Origin of the sequence: Actinomadura sp. WMMB 499 (assembly GCF_008824145.1) — a bacterium.
GTDB lineage: Bacteria > Actinomycetota > Actinomycetes > Streptosporangiales > Streptosporangiaceae > Spirillospora.
The window spans coordinates 3,425,619-3,446,915 of the sequence record NZ_CP044407.1 but is presented as its reverse complement, the minus strand read 5'-3'; the positions used below and the strand labels follow the sequence as shown (position 1 = coordinate 3,446,915).

Sequence of the window (21,297 nt, the reverse complement as noted above, 5' to 3'; positions counted from 1 at the left end):
GTCGAGGACGCCGGGCATCAGGACGCGAGCGCTCCGTCCGGTTCGCTCGCTTCGTCGTCGCCCTCCTCGGCGTCGTCCGCTTCCTCTTCCTCGTCCGTGTCGGGCGGTGGGGGCCCGGGCGGGGGCGGGACGTGGCGGTGCGGATCGACGGGATCGATCTGGGCCGCCACCATCGCCGACGCGACCCAACTGACGAAGGTGTCCTTGTCCGGGACGTGGGGACTTTCCTTGATGACCTTGGCGATGATGTTGCTGCGTGTCTTGGTGAAACTGTTCTTGAGCGCATCGATGTAGTACTTGGGCTCCTCGGCCCACGCCACCCCGGGACCGACCGACGAGTAGAAGGGCGCGAACCGGTCGACGACGTCCTCCTCGGTGACCACGGACTGGATGGTGTCCACGAGCCTGTCACCGATCCGATCGGTCCCGTCGTCGTCATCGCCGTCGTCGGCCGTTACGTAGTAGACGACGATCTTGTCGTACTTGACCTTCCTGGTGTCGTCCGGCGTGCTGGAGAGGTACACCTTGAACTCGTGCAGGTAGGGCGACACGCCGTTCTCCCGGAACAGGTCGCCCAGGGAGTGGGCGACCCGCAGAGCGGCATCCTGGGTCCTGACGTTGATGACGAGGCGGCGGGCCCGTTCCTGGCGTTGCGACCTCCGGACGGAGAAATTGTTGTTGATGACGTGGAAGTAGTCCCCGTTGACCAGCGATTCGTAGTTGTCCTCCGGGCCCTCCGGCCTTTCGGGCTCCTCGGGTTCCTCGGGAGGGACCGGAGCGCGACCGCGGGGTGCGGGCCGGGCTTCGTACTCCTCGACCCTGCGGTCGTAGTCGTCCAGTTCGGCCTCGTAATCATCCAAATCCGCCCTGTAGGCCGCTATGTCCTCCTCGTACTCCGCCATGGCCCTTTCTTGATTGCTGACCCGCTGGCCCCTGACCGTCGCGCCGGGGATGTTCTCCAGCCTTTCGAGGTCCTCGTCGTCGACGGCCTCGTTCAGGTACTCCGTGGTCTCCGTGCTCATCAACCTGTAGAGCTGGCGGAGCCGGGAGGCGTCGGGCTTCCTCGACCCGTCGGACTCGTAGTAGAAGTCGTAGATCTTCTCGAGCGCTTCCCGGTTGGCCTCCGCGTTGCGCAGGTGCCGCTCCTCGTCGGTCGGTGCGGCGTTCTGCTGCCGCACCTCCTGCCGGGTCCTGACCTCCGTCCCGTCCAGCGCCACGTTCGCGGCCGCCTCGGCGGGGACCGAGCCCGGCGTCCCTCCCTCGACCGCCTCCGGCGGGTCCTGGTCGGTGGTGGTCGTCCGGTCCCGGGTGCCGGTGACGGACTTGCGCGGCCTGCGCGTGTTGTTCCGCTTGGGTGGCATGCGGTCTTTCCTCCCTACTGGGCGCCGGCGCGGTAGGTGAGCACCAGGCCGAGGTTGTTGACGGTGCCCTTGTCGCCGTTCAGGACCAGTGGCCATTTCGGCCCGCCGACGCTGAGCCCGGGGACGCGCAGCAGCTCGCCGTCCGCCAGGGTGAGCCGCGGCTCGCCGTTGATGCTGAAGCGTGCGCCGCCCGGTCCGGACAGGTCGTACCGGGCGTACACGCCGGTGATCTGGCGGCCGCTCATCCCCGCGAACATCTCCGGGGCTAGGGGCAGGACCAGTTCGTTCATGTCGTCGGCCAGGAAGTTCCGCCACGCGTCGGGGAATTCGGCGGCCACGTCGAAGAACCGGGCGGCGGGGTACGGTTTGAGCATTCCCCGCACGGCGTTGGCGAAGGTCTGCCCGCCCTGGTCGGCGCGGTACCGGACGGTGACGGTGACGTCGCGCAGGCCTGCCGCCGGGCGCCCGGTCTCCAGCCGCCACCGGGACACCGCTCCGGTGCCCTCGAAAGGCAGGTAGCGGTCGTCGTCGTAGCGCAGCTCGAACAGCCCGTTGTTCTCCCAGCCCTCCGGGACGTCCGACAGCGCGATCTGCTGCCCCGGCCGCCAGTCGGTGCGCAGGGTCGCCGGCGGCGCCCCCTTGGGATCGAGCAGGAACTTCACGGCCGCGGGGTCGGGTTCCAGCACGGTGCGGCCGTCGAGCTGCGTCAGGGTCGCGTTCAGGTTCACCTGGCCGGCGTCGGTCTCGAACGCGACCGACACGTTCTTGATCCGCCGCCGGTAGTGGCCGGGGAAGTCCCGGTCGAACAGCGCCTCGGTCAGCGCGAACTCGCACCGGCCGCCGTCCCTGAGGCTCAGCACGGCGATCGGGTCCAGGGCCAGCAGCGACACCTTCTTGGTGATCTCGAGCCCGCGGGTGTCGGCCGCCACGTAGGCCTGGCCGAGCCGTTCGAGGTCCAGGCTCAGCCCCTCCCCGGCGAGCAGCCCGTTCCGCCGGCTCTCCCAGTAGGTCGGCTGGATGTAGCCCGCGTCACCCGGGCCGCCCCGCTCGAACAGGTAGGCGCGCTCGGCGGACCGGGCGGCCTCGTAGGCGATCCCGTAGGTCTGGAAGTACAGCGTGGACAGCCGCGAGGCCATCCACGTGAACAGCTCGGCACCGGCGAACTTCTCGGTCAGGAAGGTGGTGACCGCCTCCGCGTGGCCGGCCTCCCGGTCGAGGATCTCCAGCTCGCGCCGTGCGAGCGCCACCTGCTGCTCGGCGGCGGCGATCTGGTGGCCGAGCTGGGTGACGTCGCTGCGGGCGATGCCCAGTTGCAGCGTCCAGTCCTGGGACGCGCGCTCCTGCTCGGCCCGTACCCCGAGGACCTCGCCGACCAGGCTGAGCCCCTCGCCCGTCGCCTCGGCGACCTCGGCGCCCTTGTCCAGCGACTCCCCGACCTGCTCGCCGCCGAACTCGGTGCCCATGATGAAGGGCCCGATCAGGGCCTGCGGCAGGCCCAGCGCGACCGCCGCACCGATCTTCAGTCCGCCGGAGGCGAAGTGCGCCGCCGCGGCCAGCGCCATGGTGGAGATCTGCGCCCGCTGCAGCGGCGACAGGCCCTCGTCGATCAGCTCCCGGAAGTGGTCCGCGCGCTCCCGCGCGCCGTCGCGGGCCGCCCGTGCCTCGGCGAGGTTCTGCACGGCGACCTCGACCTGGGCCTCCTTGACCGACCGGGTCAGCTGCTGGATCGCGGCCTCGTGGCGGCTGCGCAGCAGCGCCAGCTCCTCGGCGTCCCGGCGCTCCAGCGTGTTCAGCAGGTCGCCGCCGAACCGCTGCAGCCGGTCGGCCAGATCCTGCGCCCGGCGGAACATGTAGGAGAAGCGGTAATGCGGGACGGCCGCGGTCCCGGCGGCCGCGACCCGGTCGGGCGCCGTCCCCGAGGCGGCGCCGCGGACCAGCGCCGACACGTCGGCGGGCGGCTCGAACAGCGGGACCGGGCGGCTGACGCCCATGATGTCCAGCGACTCGCGGATCTTCCCGAGCCGGTCCTCGACCCGGTTCCAGTACTCCAGGAACTCGGCGTTCCCCGGAACGTAGAAGTACGGGTGCGCCACCCCCTCGTGCACGGCACCGGCGCTCTCCAGCAGCGCGCCCCCCGCGGTGACGCGGCCGGCCTCGCCGCCGGTTCCGGGCCCGCCGGCCGCCTCGTCGAGATGCTCGTAGCTCGTCGCCTCCGGCAGCTCGCGCGGGCCGGGATCGTAGGGGCGCTCACCGAGCAGGTCGTAGGCGAAGATGTACAGCATCCGCGCCTCGTCGATGCTCTCCGCGGTGTACTGCCGGAACAGCAGGTCGCCCCAGTCGAGCAGGTTGTCGATGTAGGCCATGACCACGGCGCGCCGGTGGGCCGACGGGCGCAGCGCCGCGATGGCGTGCGGGTCGAAGGGGTCCTCGTGGTAGGCCCTGAGCATGCTCCCGCGATCGCCCAGCAGGTCGTAGCCCCGGCGCAGCGCCGCGATCAGCTCGATCCGTTCCCCCAGCCGCCGGGTGCCGGCGCCGGCCGGCAGGTCGCCCAGCGCGGCCCGGACCTCGTCCAGCCCGCCGCCGGCGAGGCCGGCCAGGTAGCCGGCCTCGGTCGCGGTCAGCTCGCGCTCCTGCCGGAAGGCCGGTGCGATCTCCTCCAGCCTGGCCAGGACGGGTTCGAGCCGGGCGGCCAGCGGTGCGGAGTCCAGCACGCGCAGGTCGGTGCGGCAGGCGGCGACCAGGGCGTCCACATCGGCGGCCAGGAACGGCAGGAACCGCCAGTAGCCGCCCTTCTCGGCCGGGTCGAAGATGTACTCGTGCCAGCGGCGGGCGTCCTCGAACCGCTGCGCGCCGTTCAGTGCCTGGGCGATGAGCAGCGGGGCGTGGAAGAAGATCTCCCAGTAGTACCGGCCGTTGGAGCTCTGGAAGTCCAGGTGCGAGCTGGCCGGCAGGGCGGTGGCCGCCACCCGGGGGCCGACCCTGATGGTGGTCGCGTCCGATCGTGCGGTGCTGAAGGCGGGCAGCTCGTCGAACTCCTGGGTGCGCGGGTCGAGCAGCGCGCCGATCCCGCCGGTCAGCAGGGTGCGGTTGAGCTCGAAGGCGGTGCTGGACGTCAGCCGGACGATCTCGGTCGGCAGCGCGGCGAGCTCGTAGGGGCGGGGCACCGCGTCGCTGGTGGGGTAGGCGGCGAACGAGGCCCCCATGAAGAAGTACAGGTCGCCGTCGCCGTCCAGCATGCCGGTGAACTCGCCGGGGAAACCGGCGGGCAGCGCGCGCCAGTTCCCTTCGATGGGCAGGTATTCCAGCTCGGCGCCCGGTTCGTCGGGGTCCGTCAGCCGCGCGTACCGGTCGCCGCTGAGGACGTAGTGGTGCCCGTCGCGCCGGAAGACGCCGTCGACGGGCCGCTGGAGCGCCCGGGGGTAGCCCTCGTCGACCGTGCCGGGGATGGAGCCGTCCGCGGCGAGGGTGTACCGGACGAACTCGGTCCCGCTGGTGAGGTACAGCTTCCCGGCGGCGAGGTAGGCCGCGTCGACCGCCCCGGTCTCGGTGATCGCCGTGCGGACCCGGCCGAGGTCGCGGGTCGGCCGCGGTTCCCCGGGGCCGTCCCCCTCGACGGTGTGCACGTAGGTGCCCGCCGCGTTGTCGAACGTGATGATCCCGCCCTGGTAGGGGAAGGAGGGGCCGGTCGGCTCGCCGGTGGGCAGCCCGTCCTCGTTGCCCTCCAGATCGCGGAGGTCTCCGTCGGCCAGGCCGTCCGGGGTGAGCCGCAGGTACCGCCGGCCGAACAGCAGGTGGAACCGTCCCTGCGCGAAGACGATGTGCCCCACCCGGTGCCGGCCGGCGGGGCGCCACCGTTCGGACGCCGGCCACGCCCGGTCGAGCGCGCCGGAGGAGACGAACGCGTGCCGCTCGCGGGAGTAGAAGATCTCGGTGCCGTCGGGCAGCGCCAACGCGGCGTCGATCCCGGACCAGGACGGCAGGTCCTCGGTGTTGCCGTCCAGCGGCTTGGGGTAGCCGGGGTCCAGCGTCCCGAACGACGCGGCCGGGAAGCGGTAGTACTCCGGGCCGGAGAACAGGAAGATGTGGTCGCCGCGCGGCAGCACGGCGTCGACGACCCCGGTGCGGTTCAGGACCGTCCCGACGACGCCGAACCGGTCGGCGGTCGCCCGCCTGGTCTGGTGCGCGCTGACACGGCCCGGCGGCGTGGCGATGAACCGCCCCGCGGTGCCGTCGAAGAAGTACAGCGTGCCGTCGGGCAGCGCGAACGCCGCGTCGATCCGGTCCCAGGTGGTGGGCAGGTTGTGCGCGTTGCCCTGCAGCGCCTGCAGCGGCGCGGGCGTGTCCGGCGCCGTCACCGGGCGGCACAGGAAGCTGCCGCCCTTGTGGTCGACACTGAACCACGGTCCGTCGGAGGAGCCGGCCGGCGCGTTGAAGCGCACGACCCGGGAGGGGTCGATCGGGCTGCTCGGCGGCTCGGCGAAGACCTCGTCCAGGTCCGGGGTGCGCGGCGGCTCGGCCTGCGGCTCGGACCGCAGCCCGTACAGCTCGGGGGTCAGGGTGAAGGCCGACCGCACGACGCCGGGCACGGGGATCCGTCCGACCGGGCGCCCCACCCGGTAGGTGCAGGTCACCACGATGGAGTCGTGGTCGCCCTCGGGACCGTCCGGGACGGTCCGCGTGGCCTGCACGTACAGGTTCACGTTGGAGATCGGCCCCGGCTGGGGCGCGTCGGCGGCCAGCACCTGCGCCGGCACCCAGTCCCCGTTGAGGTTCATGAAGGAGTAGTAGATCCGCACGAGCGGTTCGGGCTGCGGCGCCGACACCCGCTGGGTGTCCCCGTCCTTCTCCGCCACGATGGTGGTCCTGGACGGGTCGTCGGGCGCCGGGGTCTCCACCACGGCCCAGAACACGAACACCCGCCCGAAGGCGTGCACGGGGTGGACGCGCTCGGCGTCGATCTGCACGTCGACCTTGCGCCACGGCTCCCACGAGGCCGACAGCTTCTCCCCGTCCCGGAACTCGGCGGCACGGTGGTAGTAGCGGCGGGGGTCGGTGCGGGTGCGGCCGAACATCACCAGCCGGCGCGTGCCCTCGGCGGCGCCGTCCTCGGCGTAGACGTAGCCGCCGGCGATGGACAGCCGGGAGACCTCGGTGTACTCGTCGAGGTAGCGCTTGTAGGAGGCCAGCACGGCCTCCGCGGTGATCTCGCCCTGCAGGAGGTCGTCCTGCAGGGCCGTGAAAGCGGGGGTCCTGTCGGCGCGCAACTCCGGGCGCAGGTAGTTCTCCGGGTAGAGGAAGACCTTCCGGCCCGCCTCCCAGACCCGGTAGTTCTTCAGCCACGGCCAGCGGGCCCGCAACCGTGCGCGAACCTCGTCGTCCTGCTCCGGGACGGGGGCGCCGGACGGGTCGAGCGGGGTCGCCTCCTCCAGGTCGAGCAGGTAGCGGTGCAGGAAGAGCTGCGTCGCCGCCATGGCCTCGCGGACCCGGGACGTGGCGCCCTCCGCGCCCATCTCCACATCGATCAGCAGGCGGTCGAACAGGTCGCGCGGGCTCCCCAGCGGTCGCAGGGCGCGCAGCAGCGCGTCCCGCCGCAGCACGTTGAGCTCCCCGTGCACGCGGGCGTCCAGGGCGGGCCACGCCTCCGGGGCGGTGCGGCGTTCCAGCATGCCGTACAGGGCGTCGGCCGCGGCGTCCGGCTCGTCCGTCCGGTACAGCCGCGACCACACCTCGGTGAAGACCTCCGCGGGTCCGGCGCCGAACCTGCCCGCCGCCGCGAACAGCTCGGCCAGCCGCAGCAGGAACTCGATCTCGAAGAGGGACTCCTCGGCCGTCTCGGGATGCAGCAGGGCCGCGTTGCGGCGTGCCCAGCGGACCTGGTCGACGTCCCAGCCGAACAGCTCGGCCAGGTACCGGTAGGGGTCTTCGGCGCCCGCCGCCAGGAACGCCGCGAGGTCCTCTCCCCGGGAGCGGACCAGGCCGGCGAAGCGGGTGATGGTGTGCACGTCGCTCAGCCGGTAGTCCGCGGTGCCGGACCAGCGGTGCCGGATCTCCTGGGGGAAGGTGCGGTCGACCTTGGTGTAGCCGTCCCCCGAGTAGCGGACGTACCGCTCGCCCTTCAGCAGGTAGGTGCGGTCTCCGAGGACGAACGCGCCGTCCGGCCCGGCCTCGAAGTCGGGCGGCAGGTCGCCCCAGTCGTCGGTGACCGTGCGCGGGTACCCCTCCTCGACGTGCTCGAGGTCATCGGGGCGGTAGCGGACGAACTGCCCCGAGCGGAAGGCGTACAGCTCCCCCGACGGGGCGGCGAACGCGGCGTCCAGGCCCCCGTCGGCGAAGGCGTTGCGCACCTTCCCCCACAGCTCGTTCACCGGTTCCGGCGGGCCGTCGCCGCGCAGGAACCGGCGGTCCTTGAACAGGTAGGTGGTGCCGTCGGGAGTACGGAACGCCGCGTCGAGGCCGTCGGCGAACTCCGCGGGCAGCGCGGGCAGCCCCAGCTCGCCGGGCAGCGACTCCCCGATCGACTTGGGATAGCCGTCGTCGACGAAGGCGCGGTCGGCGCCGGTGTAGCGGATGTACTGGTCGCCGGAGAACAGGTAGGTGTGCCGTTCGGTGACGATCGAGGCGTCCACCTTCGGATCGTCGGCGAAGGTGTTGCGGATGCGCCCGAGGGAGGCCGAATCCAGCGTCGCCGCGGGGACCCGCGAGACCGCGTGGCAGCCGTCGGCGGCGAACACGTGGACGGTGCGGTCACCCGCGATCACGGCCCGGATCGCGCCCGGCTCGGCGAGCAGGTCCTCGAACGTCTCCGGCAGGTTGGCGAAGGGCTCCTCCCGGCGCAGGTTCCCGGCGGTCTTCTTCGGATAGCCCGGGTCGATGTACCGGTAGTCGGCGCCGGTGTAGCGGACGTAGCGGTCGCCGGAGAACAGGTAGGTCCGCTCGCCGCGCCACACGAAGGCCGCCTCGACGCGCCCGGTCCCGTCGGCGGGCACGAAAGGGTTCTCCGACAGGCCCCACCTGTCACGGATCGGCTGCTGCGCGGAGAAGGCGCGCTCGTGGTACCGGGCGTAGGTCTCCCCGAAGAAGAAGTAGGTGGCGCCGTCCGGCGCGGTGAAGGCGGAACGGAGCGTGTCCTCGGGCTCCAGCCCCTCGGCGAAACCGTGCCAGAGACGCTCGAGCGGGCGGGGCGCCGACCACCGGCGCGACGCCTCGTCGTAGGCCGCGCACCGCTCGCCGCCGAGCAGCAGCATGGTGTCGCCCTCGAACAGGACCGCGCTGGGGATCGGGAATCCGCCCGGCACCTGCCAGAACGAGGCGTCGGTGAAGGCGGGGTAGCCCTCGTCGGGCTCGTCGTAGCCGGTGCCGGAGTACACGACGTAGCGCATCGTCCCCGTCGCGTCGGGCTTCTCGAACACGAACGTCCGCTCGCCGTGCACGTAGGCGAGCGTGACGCTGGTGAGTCCGCCCCACGCGTCCGCGATCGGCGCCGGGTCGCCGTCGATGAGCGCGGTGCCGATGTCGGCGGAGGCGTCCTCGTCGTAGACGACGTACTGGTCCCCGCTGAACAGGTAGGTGCGGCCGTCCCGGCCCACGAACGCCGCGTCGACGGTGCCGTCCTCGTAGACGGCGTTGCGCGGCCGTCCCCACTCCTCGGCGAGCGGGTAGTCCTTGTTCAGGCGCGCATTGAAGCAGGAGGGGCCCCTGAACAGGTAGGTGTTCCCGTCGGCTCCCGTCAGGACCGCGTCCAGCCCGGCACGGTACTCCTCGGGGACGGTCCGCAGGGTGCGGGGACGGTACGGGACGGCCGTGGGCGCGTGCCCTTCCAGCGCGGACCGCCGGGTCCAGCCGTCGGGCGTGGCCGCCATGACCGAGCCGTCCTCGATGAACGCGCACGTCACCTCGGAAAGCGCGGGGTCGTCGTAGTGGCGGTACGGCGAGGACGACACCGCGTGGACGCGCGACCCGCGGAACAGGTAGGTGGTGCGGCGGTCGGCGAAGGCGGCGTCGACCCCGTCGAGCGTCTCCGCCAGGCCGTCGAGACCGTCGAGCCCCTCCATGCCCGGCTCGGAGGACAGCGCGGCGATGCCGCGCGGGTACCCGTCCTCCGCGGCCGAGTAGTCGTCGCCGGCGAACCGGACGTACTGGTCGCCGGAGAACAGGTAGGTGTGGGTGCGTGGGACCTCGACCCCGTCGACGGTCTCGGTCACCTCCCGGACCAGGGCCGCGTCGACCCGGCCGGTGCGGGCCACGTTGTGCACGACGTTGCCCCAGAAATGCGGCACCGCCGCCGGGTAGCGGTCGTCGACCCGCGTGTAGTCGGCGGTCGAGTAGCGCGCGAACCGGTCGCCGGAGAACACGTAGGTGCGGCCGTCCTGGCCGACGAAGGCGGCGTCGACCCGGTCGAAGGGCAGGCTGCCCCAGAGGTCGCGCAGCGGGCGCGGCCGCGACCACCAGCGGTGCCGGGCGTCGAAGGTCAGCACGCGCTCGCCCGCGAACAGGTGCGTGCGGCCGTCCGGCGCGCTGAACACGGCGTCGACCGGGCCGAGCTCCAGCCCGTCCGGCAGGTTCCACCAGTTGTCGGACAGGGGCTTGGGGTAGCCCGGGTCCGGGGTGCGGTAGTCCCGGGTGGAGTAGCGGACGTGGAACCGTGCTCCGCCGCCGAAGACCTTGACCCGCAGGCCCTCGTGCCGGACCGTCAGCGTGATGCCCTCCCGGGTGGCCAGCGTCCATTCCGGTGCTGCACCGGTCACGCTCTGCGGGGTGAGCCCGTACTCGCCGAAGCGCCGCACCAGCGCGGGGCTCAGCGTGGCCTGATCCAGCTCGGCCCGGTGCTCGTCGGGCAGGTCGAACAGCAGCCCGCCGACCCCGAACAGGTAGGTCTTGCCGTCCATCGCGAAGGCCGCGTCGACCCGGTCCAGCCCGCCCCAGTCGCGCGCGATGGAGCGCGGGTGGCCGAGGTCGACCACCGAATAGTCGGCACCGGAGTAGCGGAGATAGGTGGTGCCGCCGAACACGTAGGTCCGGCCGTCGAGCCCGACGAAGGCGGCGTCGACCGTGCCGCCGGGCAGGACGGGGGCGAGCCCGCCCCACCGCTCGGCGGTCGACACCACCTGCGGTGCGGGCGTGCCGGTGCCGGGCGGCGGCGCACCGGTCTCGGACGGGACGGCGCCGGTCTCGGGCGGCAGCGTGACGGTCCGGCCGTTCTTGAACAGGTGCAGCGCGCCCGACGCGTCGGTGAAGGCGGCCTCGACGGCGCCGGCGAACTCCGGCGGGACGTCCTGGATCAGCCGGGGGTAGCCCTCGTCCGCGCGGACGCCGTCGTTCTCGATGCTGTCGGAGTAGCGCAGCACCTGGTCGCCGGCCAGCAGGTGGACCGCGGGGCCCGCGGCGTAGGCGGCGTCCGGCCGCTCGGCGCCGTCGAAGGCGTTGCGCACCTTGCCCCAGCCGTCGGTGATCTCCCGCTCGGCCGGCGTGCTCCCCTCGCCCGGCCCCACCGACAGCCAGCCGGTGCCGCTGAACACGTGCACGGTGTCGTCCCGGTCCTGGAAGCAGGCGTCGATCGAGGTCCGGAAGCGCGGGGGCAGCGGGATGCCGCGGCTCTCGTGCTCCCACCAGTCGGCGGTGCCGCGCGGGTAGCCCTCGTCGACGGCGCCGAAGTCGCCGGTGGAGTAGCGGATGTACTGGTCGCCGCTGAACAGGTACGTCCGGCCGTCCGCGTCGACGAACGCGCCGTCGATGCGCTCGGGATCGGTGAAGGCGTTGCGCACCGTGCCCCACGCCTGCTCGCGCGGCGCCCACCGGGTGCCGCCGCGTTCGCGGGTGTAGGCACGGGCCAGGCCGTCCGGCCCGTGCCCGATGATCCACTCGTCGCCGGCGGGGTGGGTGAAGGCGGCGTCGACCGCGACCAGGTCCGCGAAGTGGGCCGACAGCTCCGTCAGCGGCTCGGGGTCCGGACCGGCGAGTGCGCGGGTGTCGGCCGCGTAGGTCCAGTAGCCTCCCGCGACGAACAGGTAGATGCTGCCGTCGAAGCTCTCCAGCAGAGCGTCGAAGCCCTGCACGCCCGGGGGCAGCGCGAGCTGCTCGGGGAACTTGCCCGCCAGGTCCTGGTCGCGGAAGACGACACCGACCTCGGTGGCGCTCAGCCCGAGCTTGGAGGCCAGCATCGCGAAGCGACGGATGCGGCGGTGGCAGCGCTGCGGGCGCGGGTCGGCGGGGGCCGCGTCCGGCTCCGCGCCGCCGGCGGTGAGCAACGGCGCGACCAGCAGGTCGAGGGCCTGGTCGGGACCGCCGACGACGGCGTCGCAGATCGCGGCGGCGGTCGCGGCGGGCACTCCCAGCGTGTCGGCCAGGGCGTCGTACAGCGCCCGGTGCTGCCGCGCCGCCTGCTCGGCCAGCCGCTCCCCGATCTCGGTGACCGCGCCGGAGATCTCGCTCGCCACGGCGTGCAGGATGAAGAAGATGTCGGTGGCGTAGTCGTCCAGGCCGGCCAGGGAGAATTCCAGAGCGTTGTTGACGTTGCGGAAGTAGGCCAGCCGGTCCCGAGGGACGGCGCGGTCCTCGTCGAGATGCCCCTGCCCGACGAGCAGGTCCAGCACCCGGTCGCTCTCCGCAGCGTCGAGTCCCAGGTCGGTCAGCGCCTCCGGGGCGACCCGGTAGGGACGCGCGTCCTCGGCCACCACGTCGAGCCGTTCCTCGATCGTGTACCGCTCGGCCTGGGTGAACGCCGCGTCCGGGGCCGCCGGGCCCAGGTCGGTCGCGGCGAGCGCGCGATGCCCCATCGCCTCGTCGGCGAGGTCGGCGAAGTCGTCGGGGGCCAGCGTGCGGGACGCCGTCCTGAACTCGGAGATCTGCCGCTGCATCGCCGCCAGCACGGCGCGGCGCCGCGGGTAGAACTCCAGGGCGAGCCCCAACTCGCGCGCGTCCAGCGCGAGCAGCGCCTCGGCGTCCAGGTAGGTGTTCTCCTGGTCGAGGTGACCGCCGAAGCGCAGGCTCTCCAGCAGCGACTCGGTGGCCTCCGGCGTGAGCCGCAGGTCCGCGAAGATCGCCGGGTCCAGCGCGAGCGGCCCGGTGCGCACCCGCGCGATCCGCTCCTCCAGCAGGGCCAGGACGGGCTCCCGGACGTCGGCGAGGTCGACGTTCACGGCGAACTCGGGGAGGTTGCCCGGGTCGAGGAAGAACTCCGGCCGCGGCAGGTCGCCGTCCTGGCCGACATGGCCGTTGTAGATCAGGTTCTCGTAGAGCTCGTCCCGCTCCGGGTCGCTGATCCCGTTCAGGCCGGCGATGTCGGACGGGAACAGCGCCGCCGTACCGTCGGCCAGGGTGCCGATCAGCGTGAACAGGGCCTCGGCGTGGGCGGTGAAGTCACCGGCGAGCGCGGGCTCGTCCGCCGGGTCGGCCAGGATCGTGCCGTCGGCCCGCAGCAGGCCGCGGTGGACCAGATTGCCGTAGATCTTCTGTGCGAGCCGGTCGCCGAGGCCCTGGCCCATGAAGTCCTCGGCCGCCGGGACTCCCAGGTCGGTGACCGCGTCGTAGGCGGCCTCGTCGACGCGCGCCCGGTCCAGCCGCAGCAACCGGTCGTCCAGGGGCGAGACCACCCCGTCGTCGTAGGCGGTCAGGACGTAGTAGACGACCTCCGCGGCGCGCTCGCCGAACCGCCCGGACAGGAACAGATCCGGGGCGAAGGCGGCCCGCTCGACCGCGCGGGCCGGTTCGAGCGGCACGTCTTCGCTCGTCCCCTCCCGTGTCTCCCCGGGGGCGGGACCGCCGCCGAGGATCCCGGCCAGCTCGGCGCCGCCGAAGCCGTTCTCCCGCATCCAGGCCACCACCGAGAACAGCGTCTGCGCCAGCCACAGGCCGGCGGCGGCGTCGCCGCCCTCCAGGACCGCGTGGTGGTCGCCGCTCGCCGGGACGGCGCCGCCCAGCACCGTGAAGGTGGTGTACCGGTGCAGGGACGGGTCGCCTTCCAGCACCGTCAGCACGTCGAACAGCTCCGCGACCGCCAGCCCCAGGGCCCGGGCGAGGTGCCCGGTGCGCCGGAGCAGGCCGATCGCGGGCGGCCCGATCTCGCCGTGATCGAACGGCCCCGGCTCGGCCGCGGAGTACCGCTCGCGGTAGCGCAGCACGATCTCGGTGATGTCGCTCTCGGAGACGTCGATGGCGGCGGCCAGCCGGAAGCGGTAGTCGCGGTTGCGCGCGTCGAGGATGTCTCCCGAGCAGCCCTCGACGTCCTCCGGCAGGATCGGCACCACCAGTCCGCACACCTCGTCCGGAGCCATCCCGTGCACGCGCCCGAGGCGGACCGCCGCGGCGACCGCCCGCAGCCCGGCGAGGTCGATGCGGCCGGCGCAGCAGGTGTCCACGACCAGGCTCAGGTCGGCCGGCGCCATCGCGGTCAGGCGCATCAGCCGCACCAGCCGGGTCGTGCGCTCGAACCAGGCGGTGTCGGCGCCCTGGAGCCTGCTCCCGTCCGCCTCCAGGGTCACCCCGGTCCCCGCCTCCACCAGCGCGCGCAACTCGGCGCCGGTGAGCCCGGTCGCGGCGGCGAAACGGGCGGCGTCTTCGAGCACGGCGAGCGTTTCGCCCGGCTCGAGGCCAAGGGTCTCGGCCAGGCCCGCCTCGTCCAGCACGGTGGTGAGGGCCGTGACGTCCTCGGGAGACAGGCCGAGGTATTCGCGGGCCAGGATGTCGTGGTCGATCCGGGAGGTGAACAGCAGGTACAACTCGTCCGGCGTGACCTCGAAGTAGTCGAGGTACTTCTTGAGCCGCTCGTTTCGCAGCGAGAAGGGCAGCCCGAGCGGATGGGTGCGCGTTCGCAGCGCACCGTAGGGATCGTCGCCGACGAGCCGTTCGAGGATCTCGTTGACGATGTCGAGATACGGCGACTCGATATAGGTGTTCTCGCCGTCCAGAACCACCTGTTCGAGATCAGGGCGCCTTTCCAGGAGCGCGGGCCGCTCGAACGTTCCCTCGAGCAGCCTCAGCAACTCGACCAGATAGGCCGCCGGTGAGTGGACCGAGCGTGCCGCGTCCTCCGCACGGATCGCCGGATCACCGAACAGCCGCTCGTGGCTGGGAAATCCATCACTCGACACATCGTCTCCTCACGACCGGAACAGCACGGGATGTTGAAGGGCGGGTGGTCTCCGGACGCATAAAGACGCGATCGCCATGCGCGGTAAACTGGATCGGTGCCGGGGATCATCTACCGTTTCGGTGAATACGAACTGGACACTGCGCTTTTCCGGCTTCTCCGGGCCGGCGAGCCGGTGCACGTCGCGCCGCGGGCTCTTGATCTGCTGTCTCACCTGGTGGCGCACCGGGATCGGGTGGTGCCGAAGAACGAGCTCCTCGACGTCGTGTGGGGCGACCGGTTCGTCAGCGAGGCCGCGCTCACCACGGCGCTGCGAACCGTTCGTCTCGCCGTCGGGGACACCGGCGGCGAACAACGGCTGATCCGCACCGTGCACCGGCGCGGTTACCAGTTCGTCGGCCCGTTGACGGTGGACCCGGCCGGAACCCCCAAGCGGGGCGACGCCGGGTCGGTGGTGGCGGAAGGACCGGGCGGCGCCGGCCAGATCATCCGGTTCTGCCGGGCCGGCGACGGCGCCCGCATCGCCTATGCCACCCTCGGCTCGGGTCCGCCGCTGCTCAAGGCGGCCAACTGGATGACCCACCTCGACCTTGAGCGGACGAGCCCGGTGTGGTCGCACTGGATCAGCGGCCTCGCCCGGGACCGTCAGCTGATCCGCTACGACGAGCGCGGGTGCGGCCTGTCGGACTGGCAGGTGCCCGGCTTCGGCTTCGACGACTGGGTCGACGACCTCGAGGCCGTGGTCGAGGCGGTGGGAATCGACCGGTTCCCGCTGCTCGGTGTCTCGCAGGGCGGCGCGGTGGCGGTGGCCTACGCCGCGCGGCATCCCGAGCGGGTCAGCCGCCTGGTCCTCGCCGGGGCCTACGCGCGCGGACGGCACGTCCGGGCCCGCGACGACGCAGAGCGCGACGCGGCGGCCCTCGATCTGGACCTGGCCCGCGTGGGGTGGGGCCACCGGGATCCCAGCTTCCTGCGGGTCTTCGCCTCGCAGTTCCTGCCGGACGGCACCCCGCAGGAGTGGGAGGAGTTCGCCGCGTTCCAGCAGCGGACGACGTCGCCGGCCAACGGGGTGCGCTTCCTGGAGGAGTTCGCCCGGATCGACGTTTCCGGTATCGCCCACCGGGTGGACTGCCCGACGCTGATCCTGCACTCTCGCGATGACGCGCGGGTCCCGGCCTCGCAGGCCGGCGAACTCGCCGCGCTCATCCCCGACAGCCGCCTCGTCCTGCTGGACAGCGGCAATCACCTGCTCACCGCCGCCGAACCCGCCTGGGCCGAATTCCTGTCCAGCCTCGACGCGTTCCTGACCGAGTGATCTCGGCCCCGCGGCCTGGCGGTAGCGCGTGGCGCCTGCACATGCTCGTTCAACTCTCGGGTTCGGTACCGGGGCGGACGACTCGATCATCGGGCCGTCGGCGGGCGCGCGCTTGGTGGAAGCCTGAGTTTTCTCTGAGGAGATTACTTTCGAACCTGACAGGGCGACTTACGGCGGCGGGCGCCGCGCCCGTGCCGGCTCACGTCACGGTGATCAGGACTTCGACCGGTTCGCATTCGGGAGCGGACGCGCGGAGACGGATCTCTCCGGTGCCGGTGGGGCGGAGGACGGCCAGGGCCCTGCCTTCGTAGGTGCGGTGTTCGGCGGCGTCGAAGCGCTCCCGGGTGGAGGGGGCGGCGCTGCCGAAGCCCGCGAGGAGACCGTTTCCGGAGACCTCCGCGCTCACCGGGCGGTCGGCCGCGGTGTGGAGGGTCCCCTCGGCATCGGTCAGGGTCAGGGTGACGTAGGCCAGGTCGCCGTGCGTGGCGGTGATGGCCGGCCGGTCGGGTTCGGCCCGCAGCCGGACGGGGCCGGTGGCCGAGCGCAGGAGGTGGCGTCCGGTCTCGGCGCCGCCCTGGTAGGCGACGGCCACCAGCTCGCCGGGTTCGTAGACGGTGTCGAACTCGGCGCGGAACCGGTGCCGTCCACCGGCCGGTGCACGTCCGAGGGAGCGGCCGTTGACCAGGAGCTCCACCTCGTCGGCGGCGCTGTAGACCTCGACCTGCACGGGCCTGCCCTCGAAGCCGGGCCAGGTCCAGCCGGCGACGGTGTCGCTCCATGCCCAGGGTGAGGCGGCCCAGGTCTCCCCGTGGTGTTCGGGCCGTTGGACGGCGATGAACGGCTCGGCCCGCAGGCCGAAGACGATCTGGCGGTAGTACGAGGCGGGCCGGCGGTGGCCGGTGATGTCGATGTCGCCGCACCCGGCCAGCAGGTACGGATACGAGGCGAGGAGGTCGGAGGACCGTCCGGACGTGCGGTACCGGGGGCGGCCGATGCCGGCCTCGCCGAGGTAGTCCCAGCCGGTCCAGGTGAAGTCGCCGATGACGTGGCCGTACTGCTCGACCAGTTTCCAGTTGGTGTCGATGCGGGTGGGGAAGGTTTCGGTGCCGACGATGATCCGGTTGGGGAACAGGTCGCGGTCCTGGGCGTAGCGGGCGTCGGAGTAGTTCATGCCCGCGACGTCCAGCACGCCGTAGGACTCGGCCGTCCGTTCGGTCACCAGGTCCGAGGCGCCGATGAGGTTCATCATGTCCCCGGCATCGGCCATGAGGGTGTTGATGCCGGTGTCCTCTCCCTCCTCCCGCCCGCCCATCTGCGCGAGGTCCGGCAGCACGGCCAGCAGGTTGTTGATCCCGTTGGTGACGTAGCGGGTGCCGTCCAGGGAGCGGATCTTCTCGGCGAGCCTGCGTCCCAGGGCGGCGCCGGAGGGGGAGCCGGTCTCGGGGATCTCGTTGCCGATGGAGTACAGGACGACGCTGGGATGGTTGACGTCCTTGGCGACCATGGCCTCGAGATCGCGTTCCCACCATTCGGGGAAGTGCAGGCTGTAGTCGAAGTCGCTCTTGGCCGAGGTCCACACGTCGAACGCCTCGTCCATCACCAGGACGCCCAGGCGGTCGCAGGCGTCCAGCATGGCCCGGCTCATCGGGTGGTGGGCCATGCGGATGGCGTTGAACCCGGCCTCCTTGAGGATCTCGACCCGCCGCTCCTCGGCGCGGGCGAACGTCGCCGCGCCGAGGACGCCGTTGTCGTGGTGGACGCACGCGCCGCGCAGCTTGACCGTCTCGCCGTTGACGCGCAGCCCGAACCGGGGGTCGAGCTGCAGGGATCGGATGCCGAAAGCGGCGCTCTCGGCGTCGACGACGCCGTCCTCCAGGAGCCGTACCTCGCAGGAGTACAGGGACGGCGACTCCGGGCTCCACAGCGAGGGGTCGAACACGTACAGGCGTTGCCGGACGGTGGCGGGCTCGCCCGGCAGCACGGTGACCTCGGCGGTGTCGGTGGCGACGACGGTTCCGGCGGCGTCGCGGATCTCGACCACCAGGTCGAGGGTGCGGATCGCGATGGAGTCGTTGTCGATCGTGGCCGCCACCTCGACCACGGCCCGCTCCCGGTCGATGTCGGGGGTGGTCACGCGCAGGCCGTCGGGGCCGATCCGCACCACCTCGCCGACGAGCATCCAGGTGTCGCGGTAGATCCCCGCGCCCGAGTACCAGCGGGAGTCATGGTGGGCGCGGGCCTCGACGCGGACCTCGTTGTCCTGGCCGAACCGCAGGAAGCGGCCGGCGTCGACGCGGAAGCGGGAGTAGCCGTAGGGGCGCTGCCCGGCGTAGTTCCCGTTGACGTACACGGTCGCGTCCCGGTAGACGCCCTCGAATTCCAGGAAGACCCGCCTGCCCTGGTGCTCCCGCGGGACGAAGAAGATCTTGCGGTACTCGAAGACGCCGCCCGGGAAGTGGGCGCCGGCCGCGGCCTCCATCGTCGCCTCGCCGTCCGGGACCCTCCGGTCCTGCTCGATCATCGCGTCGTGCGGCAGCGTGACGGGCCGGAACGGGGCCGGGTCGCCCATCAGCTCGGTGAAGGGGTTGACCTTCGTCCGAACCTGCCAGCCGTCGTTGAACGGAGTACGGATCACGGGCTGTTCCCTTTCGCGCTGCCGCAGGCCGCCGTCCGGCGGATCCGGTGGAAGGCGCCCGGCGGCGGTGGGGGTCCAGCGGGAGGCGCCTTATCTACCAAAACGTAGATAAGGTAGGTCGATAGCATGACCGGCGTCAATCCCCGTCCGGAGGAGCCGCTCGCAAATGCCGCCCGCCGCAGGCCGCCGCCGGCTGCCGCTCGCCCAACGACGCGCGGAGATCCTCAAGGCGGCCACCGAACTCATCGCGTCCGCCGGTTTCAACGGCGTCCCGCTCGAAGCGTTCGCCGCCGCCTGCGGCATGACCAAGGCAGGGATGCTCCACCACTTCCCCTCGAAGGAAGCCCTGCTCGTCGCGGTCCTTGAACGCCGCGACGAACTCGACCTCAGCACCATCGCCGGGAGCCTGGAACCCGCACCGGACCCGGCGTCCGCACGCGCCCTCATGACCGCCTTCGTGCGGCGCAACCTCACCCAGCGTTCGATCCTGCGCCTGTACGCCGTGCTGGCCGCCGAAGCGCTCAATCCCGACCACCCGGCGCACGGCTACTTCCAGGCACGCCTGAACGAGGGCCGCGCCATGTTCGAGCGCTACCTCCTCGCCTGGCATCCCCGCCCCGATCTGGCCGCGGTGGAACTGCTCGCCTTCCTCGACGGCCTGCAGTCCTACTGGCTGCGCGACCCGGACATCGACTTCCTCGCCCAGTGGGATCTCTTCGCCGACCGCTTCTTCGCCCGCCCCGCGCAGCCCTGAACGCGCGCTCGCATAGGTATGGGTGATATCTCCGATAACGATCAGGACTTTGTGTCGATCTGACGTGGCGTGATTGATTCGAATGGCCTCGGCAGGCCTGTTCCGAGCGGCTGATCCACCGGCATCACCCACGTGAGGAGAAGCGTTGAGGGACGCGGTCATCGTCGATGCGGTTCGCAGCCCCATCGGAAAACGCAACGGAGCCCTGTCCGGTATCCATCCCGCGCACCTTTCGGCGCACGTTCTCAACGAACTCGTCCGGCGCACCGGGGTGGAACCGGCCGAGATCGACGACGTGATCTGGGGGTGCGTGAGCCAGGTGGGGGACCAGTCGGGCAACATCGGCCGGAACGCCGTGCTGGCGGCGGGCTGGCCCGAGGCGGTGCCCGCCACGACGGTCGACCGCCGGTGCGGCTCCGGCCAGCAGGCGGTGCACTTCGCGGCCGCGGGAGTGATCGCCGGCCACTACGACTTCGTGATCGCCGGCGGCGTCGAGGCGATGAGCCGGGTGCCCATGGGCTCGGCCGGGCGGGACGGCCGTCCCACCCCCGACGAGGTGCTGGAACGCTACGGCGTCGACGGCTTCAACCAGGGTGTCGGCGCGGAGATGATGGCCGGGCGCTGGGGACTGTCGCGGCGGCGGCTCGACGAGTATTCGGCACGGTCGCATGCCCGGGCGGCGGCGGCCGTCGACTCCGGCGCGCTCGACGGGCAGCTCGCCCCCGTGCCGGGGGTCCTGCGGACCGACGAAGGCATCCGCCGCGGATCGTCGGCGGAGACCCTGGCCGGGCTGAAGCCGGCCTTCCGCGAGGACGGCCTGATCACCGCCGGCAACGCCTCGCAGATCTCCGACGGCGCGGGGGCGCTGCTCATCACCTCGAGCGAGACGGCCCGGGCGCGCGGCCTGCGGCCCGCCGCTCGCGTGCACGGCGTCGCGCTGGCCGGCGACGATCCGGTCATCATGCTGACCGCGCCGATCGAGGCGACGGCCAGGGTGCTCAAGAGGTCCGGGCTGCGCATCGACGACATCGGAGCCTTCGAGGTGAACGAGGCCTTCGCGCCGGTCCCGCTGGCCTGGCAGGCGGAGACCGGAGCCGCCGACGATCGGCTCAATCCGCTGGGCGGCGCGATCGCCGTGGGGCACCCGCTGGGCGGTTCCGGCGCCGTCTTGATGACGCGCCTCGTGCACCACATGAATGATCAGAAGATCCGGTACGGCCTGCAGACGATGTGCGAGGCGGGAGGCATGGCGAATGCCACCATTCTCGAACTGCTGTAAGCCGCACGGAGAATTGCACGCAGGCCGTTGATGGGCGTTCCAGTACACGAAATCAAGCGAGAGGGACCCGCACACATGCGTCTGGAAGGAATGTCCATCGCCGTCACCGGAGGCGCGTCCGGCCTCGGGCTGGCGACGGCCCGCCGGGTGGTCGAGGCGGGCGGCGAGGTCGTCCTCATCGACCTGCCCGCCTCCGACGGCGCCCGGGCCGCCGGGGAACTCGGTGCCGGCGCCCGGTTCGTCGCGGCGGACGTCACCGACGCCGACCAGTTCGGGGCGGCGCTCGACGCCGCCGACGCGTCCGGGGGTTTGCGGGGCCTGGTGCACTGCGCGGGCGCCAGTCGCAAGATCAGGCTGCTGGACCGGGACGGCGAGCCCGGTTCCCTGGAGGACTTCGAATGGGTGATCAGGCTCAACCTGATCGGCTCGTTCAACGCCCTGCGCCTGGGCGCCGCCCGCATCGCCCGCCGGGACGAGATCGACGGCGAGCGCGGCGCCATCGTGCTGACCGCGTCGGCCGCGGCTTACGAGGGGCAGATCGGCCAGATCCCGTACACCGCCGCGAAGGCGGGCATCGTCGGCATGACCCTGACCGCGGCTCGCGACCTGGGGAGCAGGTCGATCCGGGTGTGCACGATCGCGCCGGGGATCATGGACACTCCCATGCTGGCGCGGCTGCGCGAGGACGTGCGGGCCTCGCTCGAGGCGAGCGTGCCCAACCCCGCCCGGCTCGGCCGCCCGGAGGAGTACGCGCGGCTGGCGTGCCAGATCCTCGAGAACGGTTACCTCAACGGCGAGACCATCCGGCTCGACGGCGCCATCCGGATGGCACCGCGCTGACGGCCCGCCCGTCCGCCCGCCGCCGCCCC

The 21,297-nt window shown here is 72.1% G+C and carries 7 protein-coding genes; 4 read left to right on the top strand and 3 right to left on the bottom strand.

Annotated features, from left to right (window positions below; genetic code table 11):
• Nucleotides 1–17: 17 nt before the first annotated feature.
• Entirely contained in the window at nucleotides 18–1,217 is a 1,200-nt protein-coding gene (locus F7P10_RS14935; RefSeq protein WP_151009899.1) for a T3SS effector HopA1 family protein, read from the bottom strand.
• Nucleotides 1,218–1,375: 158 nt separating this feature from the next.
• Nucleotides 1,376–14,446, bottom strand: a complete 13,071-nt coding sequence (locus tag F7P10_RS14930; RefSeq protein WP_151009898.1) for a hemopexin repeat-containing protein — start codon at nucleotides 14,444–14,446, stop codon at nucleotides 1,376–1,378.
• A gap of 96 nt (nucleotides 14,447–14,542) precedes the next feature.
• Between F7P10_RS14930 and F7P10_RS14925 the strand changes: the two genes are divergently transcribed.
• Nucleotides 14,543–15,760 (top strand): alpha/beta fold hydrolase, encoded by a 1,218-nt coding sequence (locus F7P10_RS14925; protein WP_151009897.1) that lies wholly within the window; start codon nucleotides 14,543–14,545, stop codon nucleotides 15,758–15,760.
• Nucleotides 15,761–15,959: 199 nt separating this feature from the next.
• Here the strand turns inward: F7P10_RS14925 and F7P10_RS14920 are convergent, their stop codons facing one another.
• Nucleotides 15,960–18,395, bottom strand: a complete 2,436-nt coding sequence (locus F7P10_RS14920; RefSeq protein ID WP_151009896.1) for a glycoside hydrolase family 2 TIM barrel-domain containing protein — start codon at nucleotides 18,393–18,395, stop codon at nucleotides 15,960–15,962.
• A gap of 166 nt (nucleotides 18,396–18,561) precedes the next feature.
• On the opposite strand from F7P10_RS14920, the gene F7P10_RS14915 reads away from it, so the two are divergent.
• The 3 genes from F7P10_RS14915 (at nucleotide 18,562) to F7P10_RS14905 (ending at nucleotide 21,268) form a co-directional block, all read left to right on the top strand.
• The gene (locus F7P10_RS14915; protein ID WP_151009895.1) at nucleotides 18,562–19,149 is read left to right on the top strand and encodes a TetR/AcrR family transcriptional regulator; all 588 of its coding nucleotides are present in this window, start codon (nucleotides 18,562–18,564) and stop codon (nucleotides 19,147–19,149) included.
• 145 nt (nucleotides 19,150–19,294) lie between these two features.
• The gene (locus F7P10_RS14910; RefSeq protein WP_151009894.1) at nucleotides 19,295–20,428 is read left to right on the top strand and encodes an acetyl-CoA C-acyltransferase; all 1,134 of its coding nucleotides are present in this window, start codon (nucleotides 19,295–19,297) and stop codon (nucleotides 20,426–20,428) included.
• 75 nt (nucleotides 20,429–20,503) lie between these two features.
• The gene (locus tag F7P10_RS14905; RefSeq protein ID WP_151009893.1) at nucleotides 20,504–21,268 is read left to right on the top strand and encodes an SDR family NAD(P)-dependent oxidoreductase; all 765 of its coding nucleotides are present in this window, start codon (nucleotides 20,504–20,506) and stop codon (nucleotides 21,266–21,268) included.
• Nucleotides 21,269–21,297: the final 29 nt, after the last annotated feature.

What these genes read in the sequence shown, in the direction of transcription:
- F7P10_RS14915 (WP_151009895.1), top strand. Translation starts at nt 18,562, where the DNA reads ATGCCGCCCGCCGCAGGCCGCCGCCGGCTGCCGCTCGCCCAACGACGC.
- F7P10_RS14905 (WP_151009893.1), top strand. Translation starts at nt 20,504, where the DNA reads ATGCGTCTGGAAGGAATGTCCATCGCCGTCACCGGAGGCGCGTCCGGC.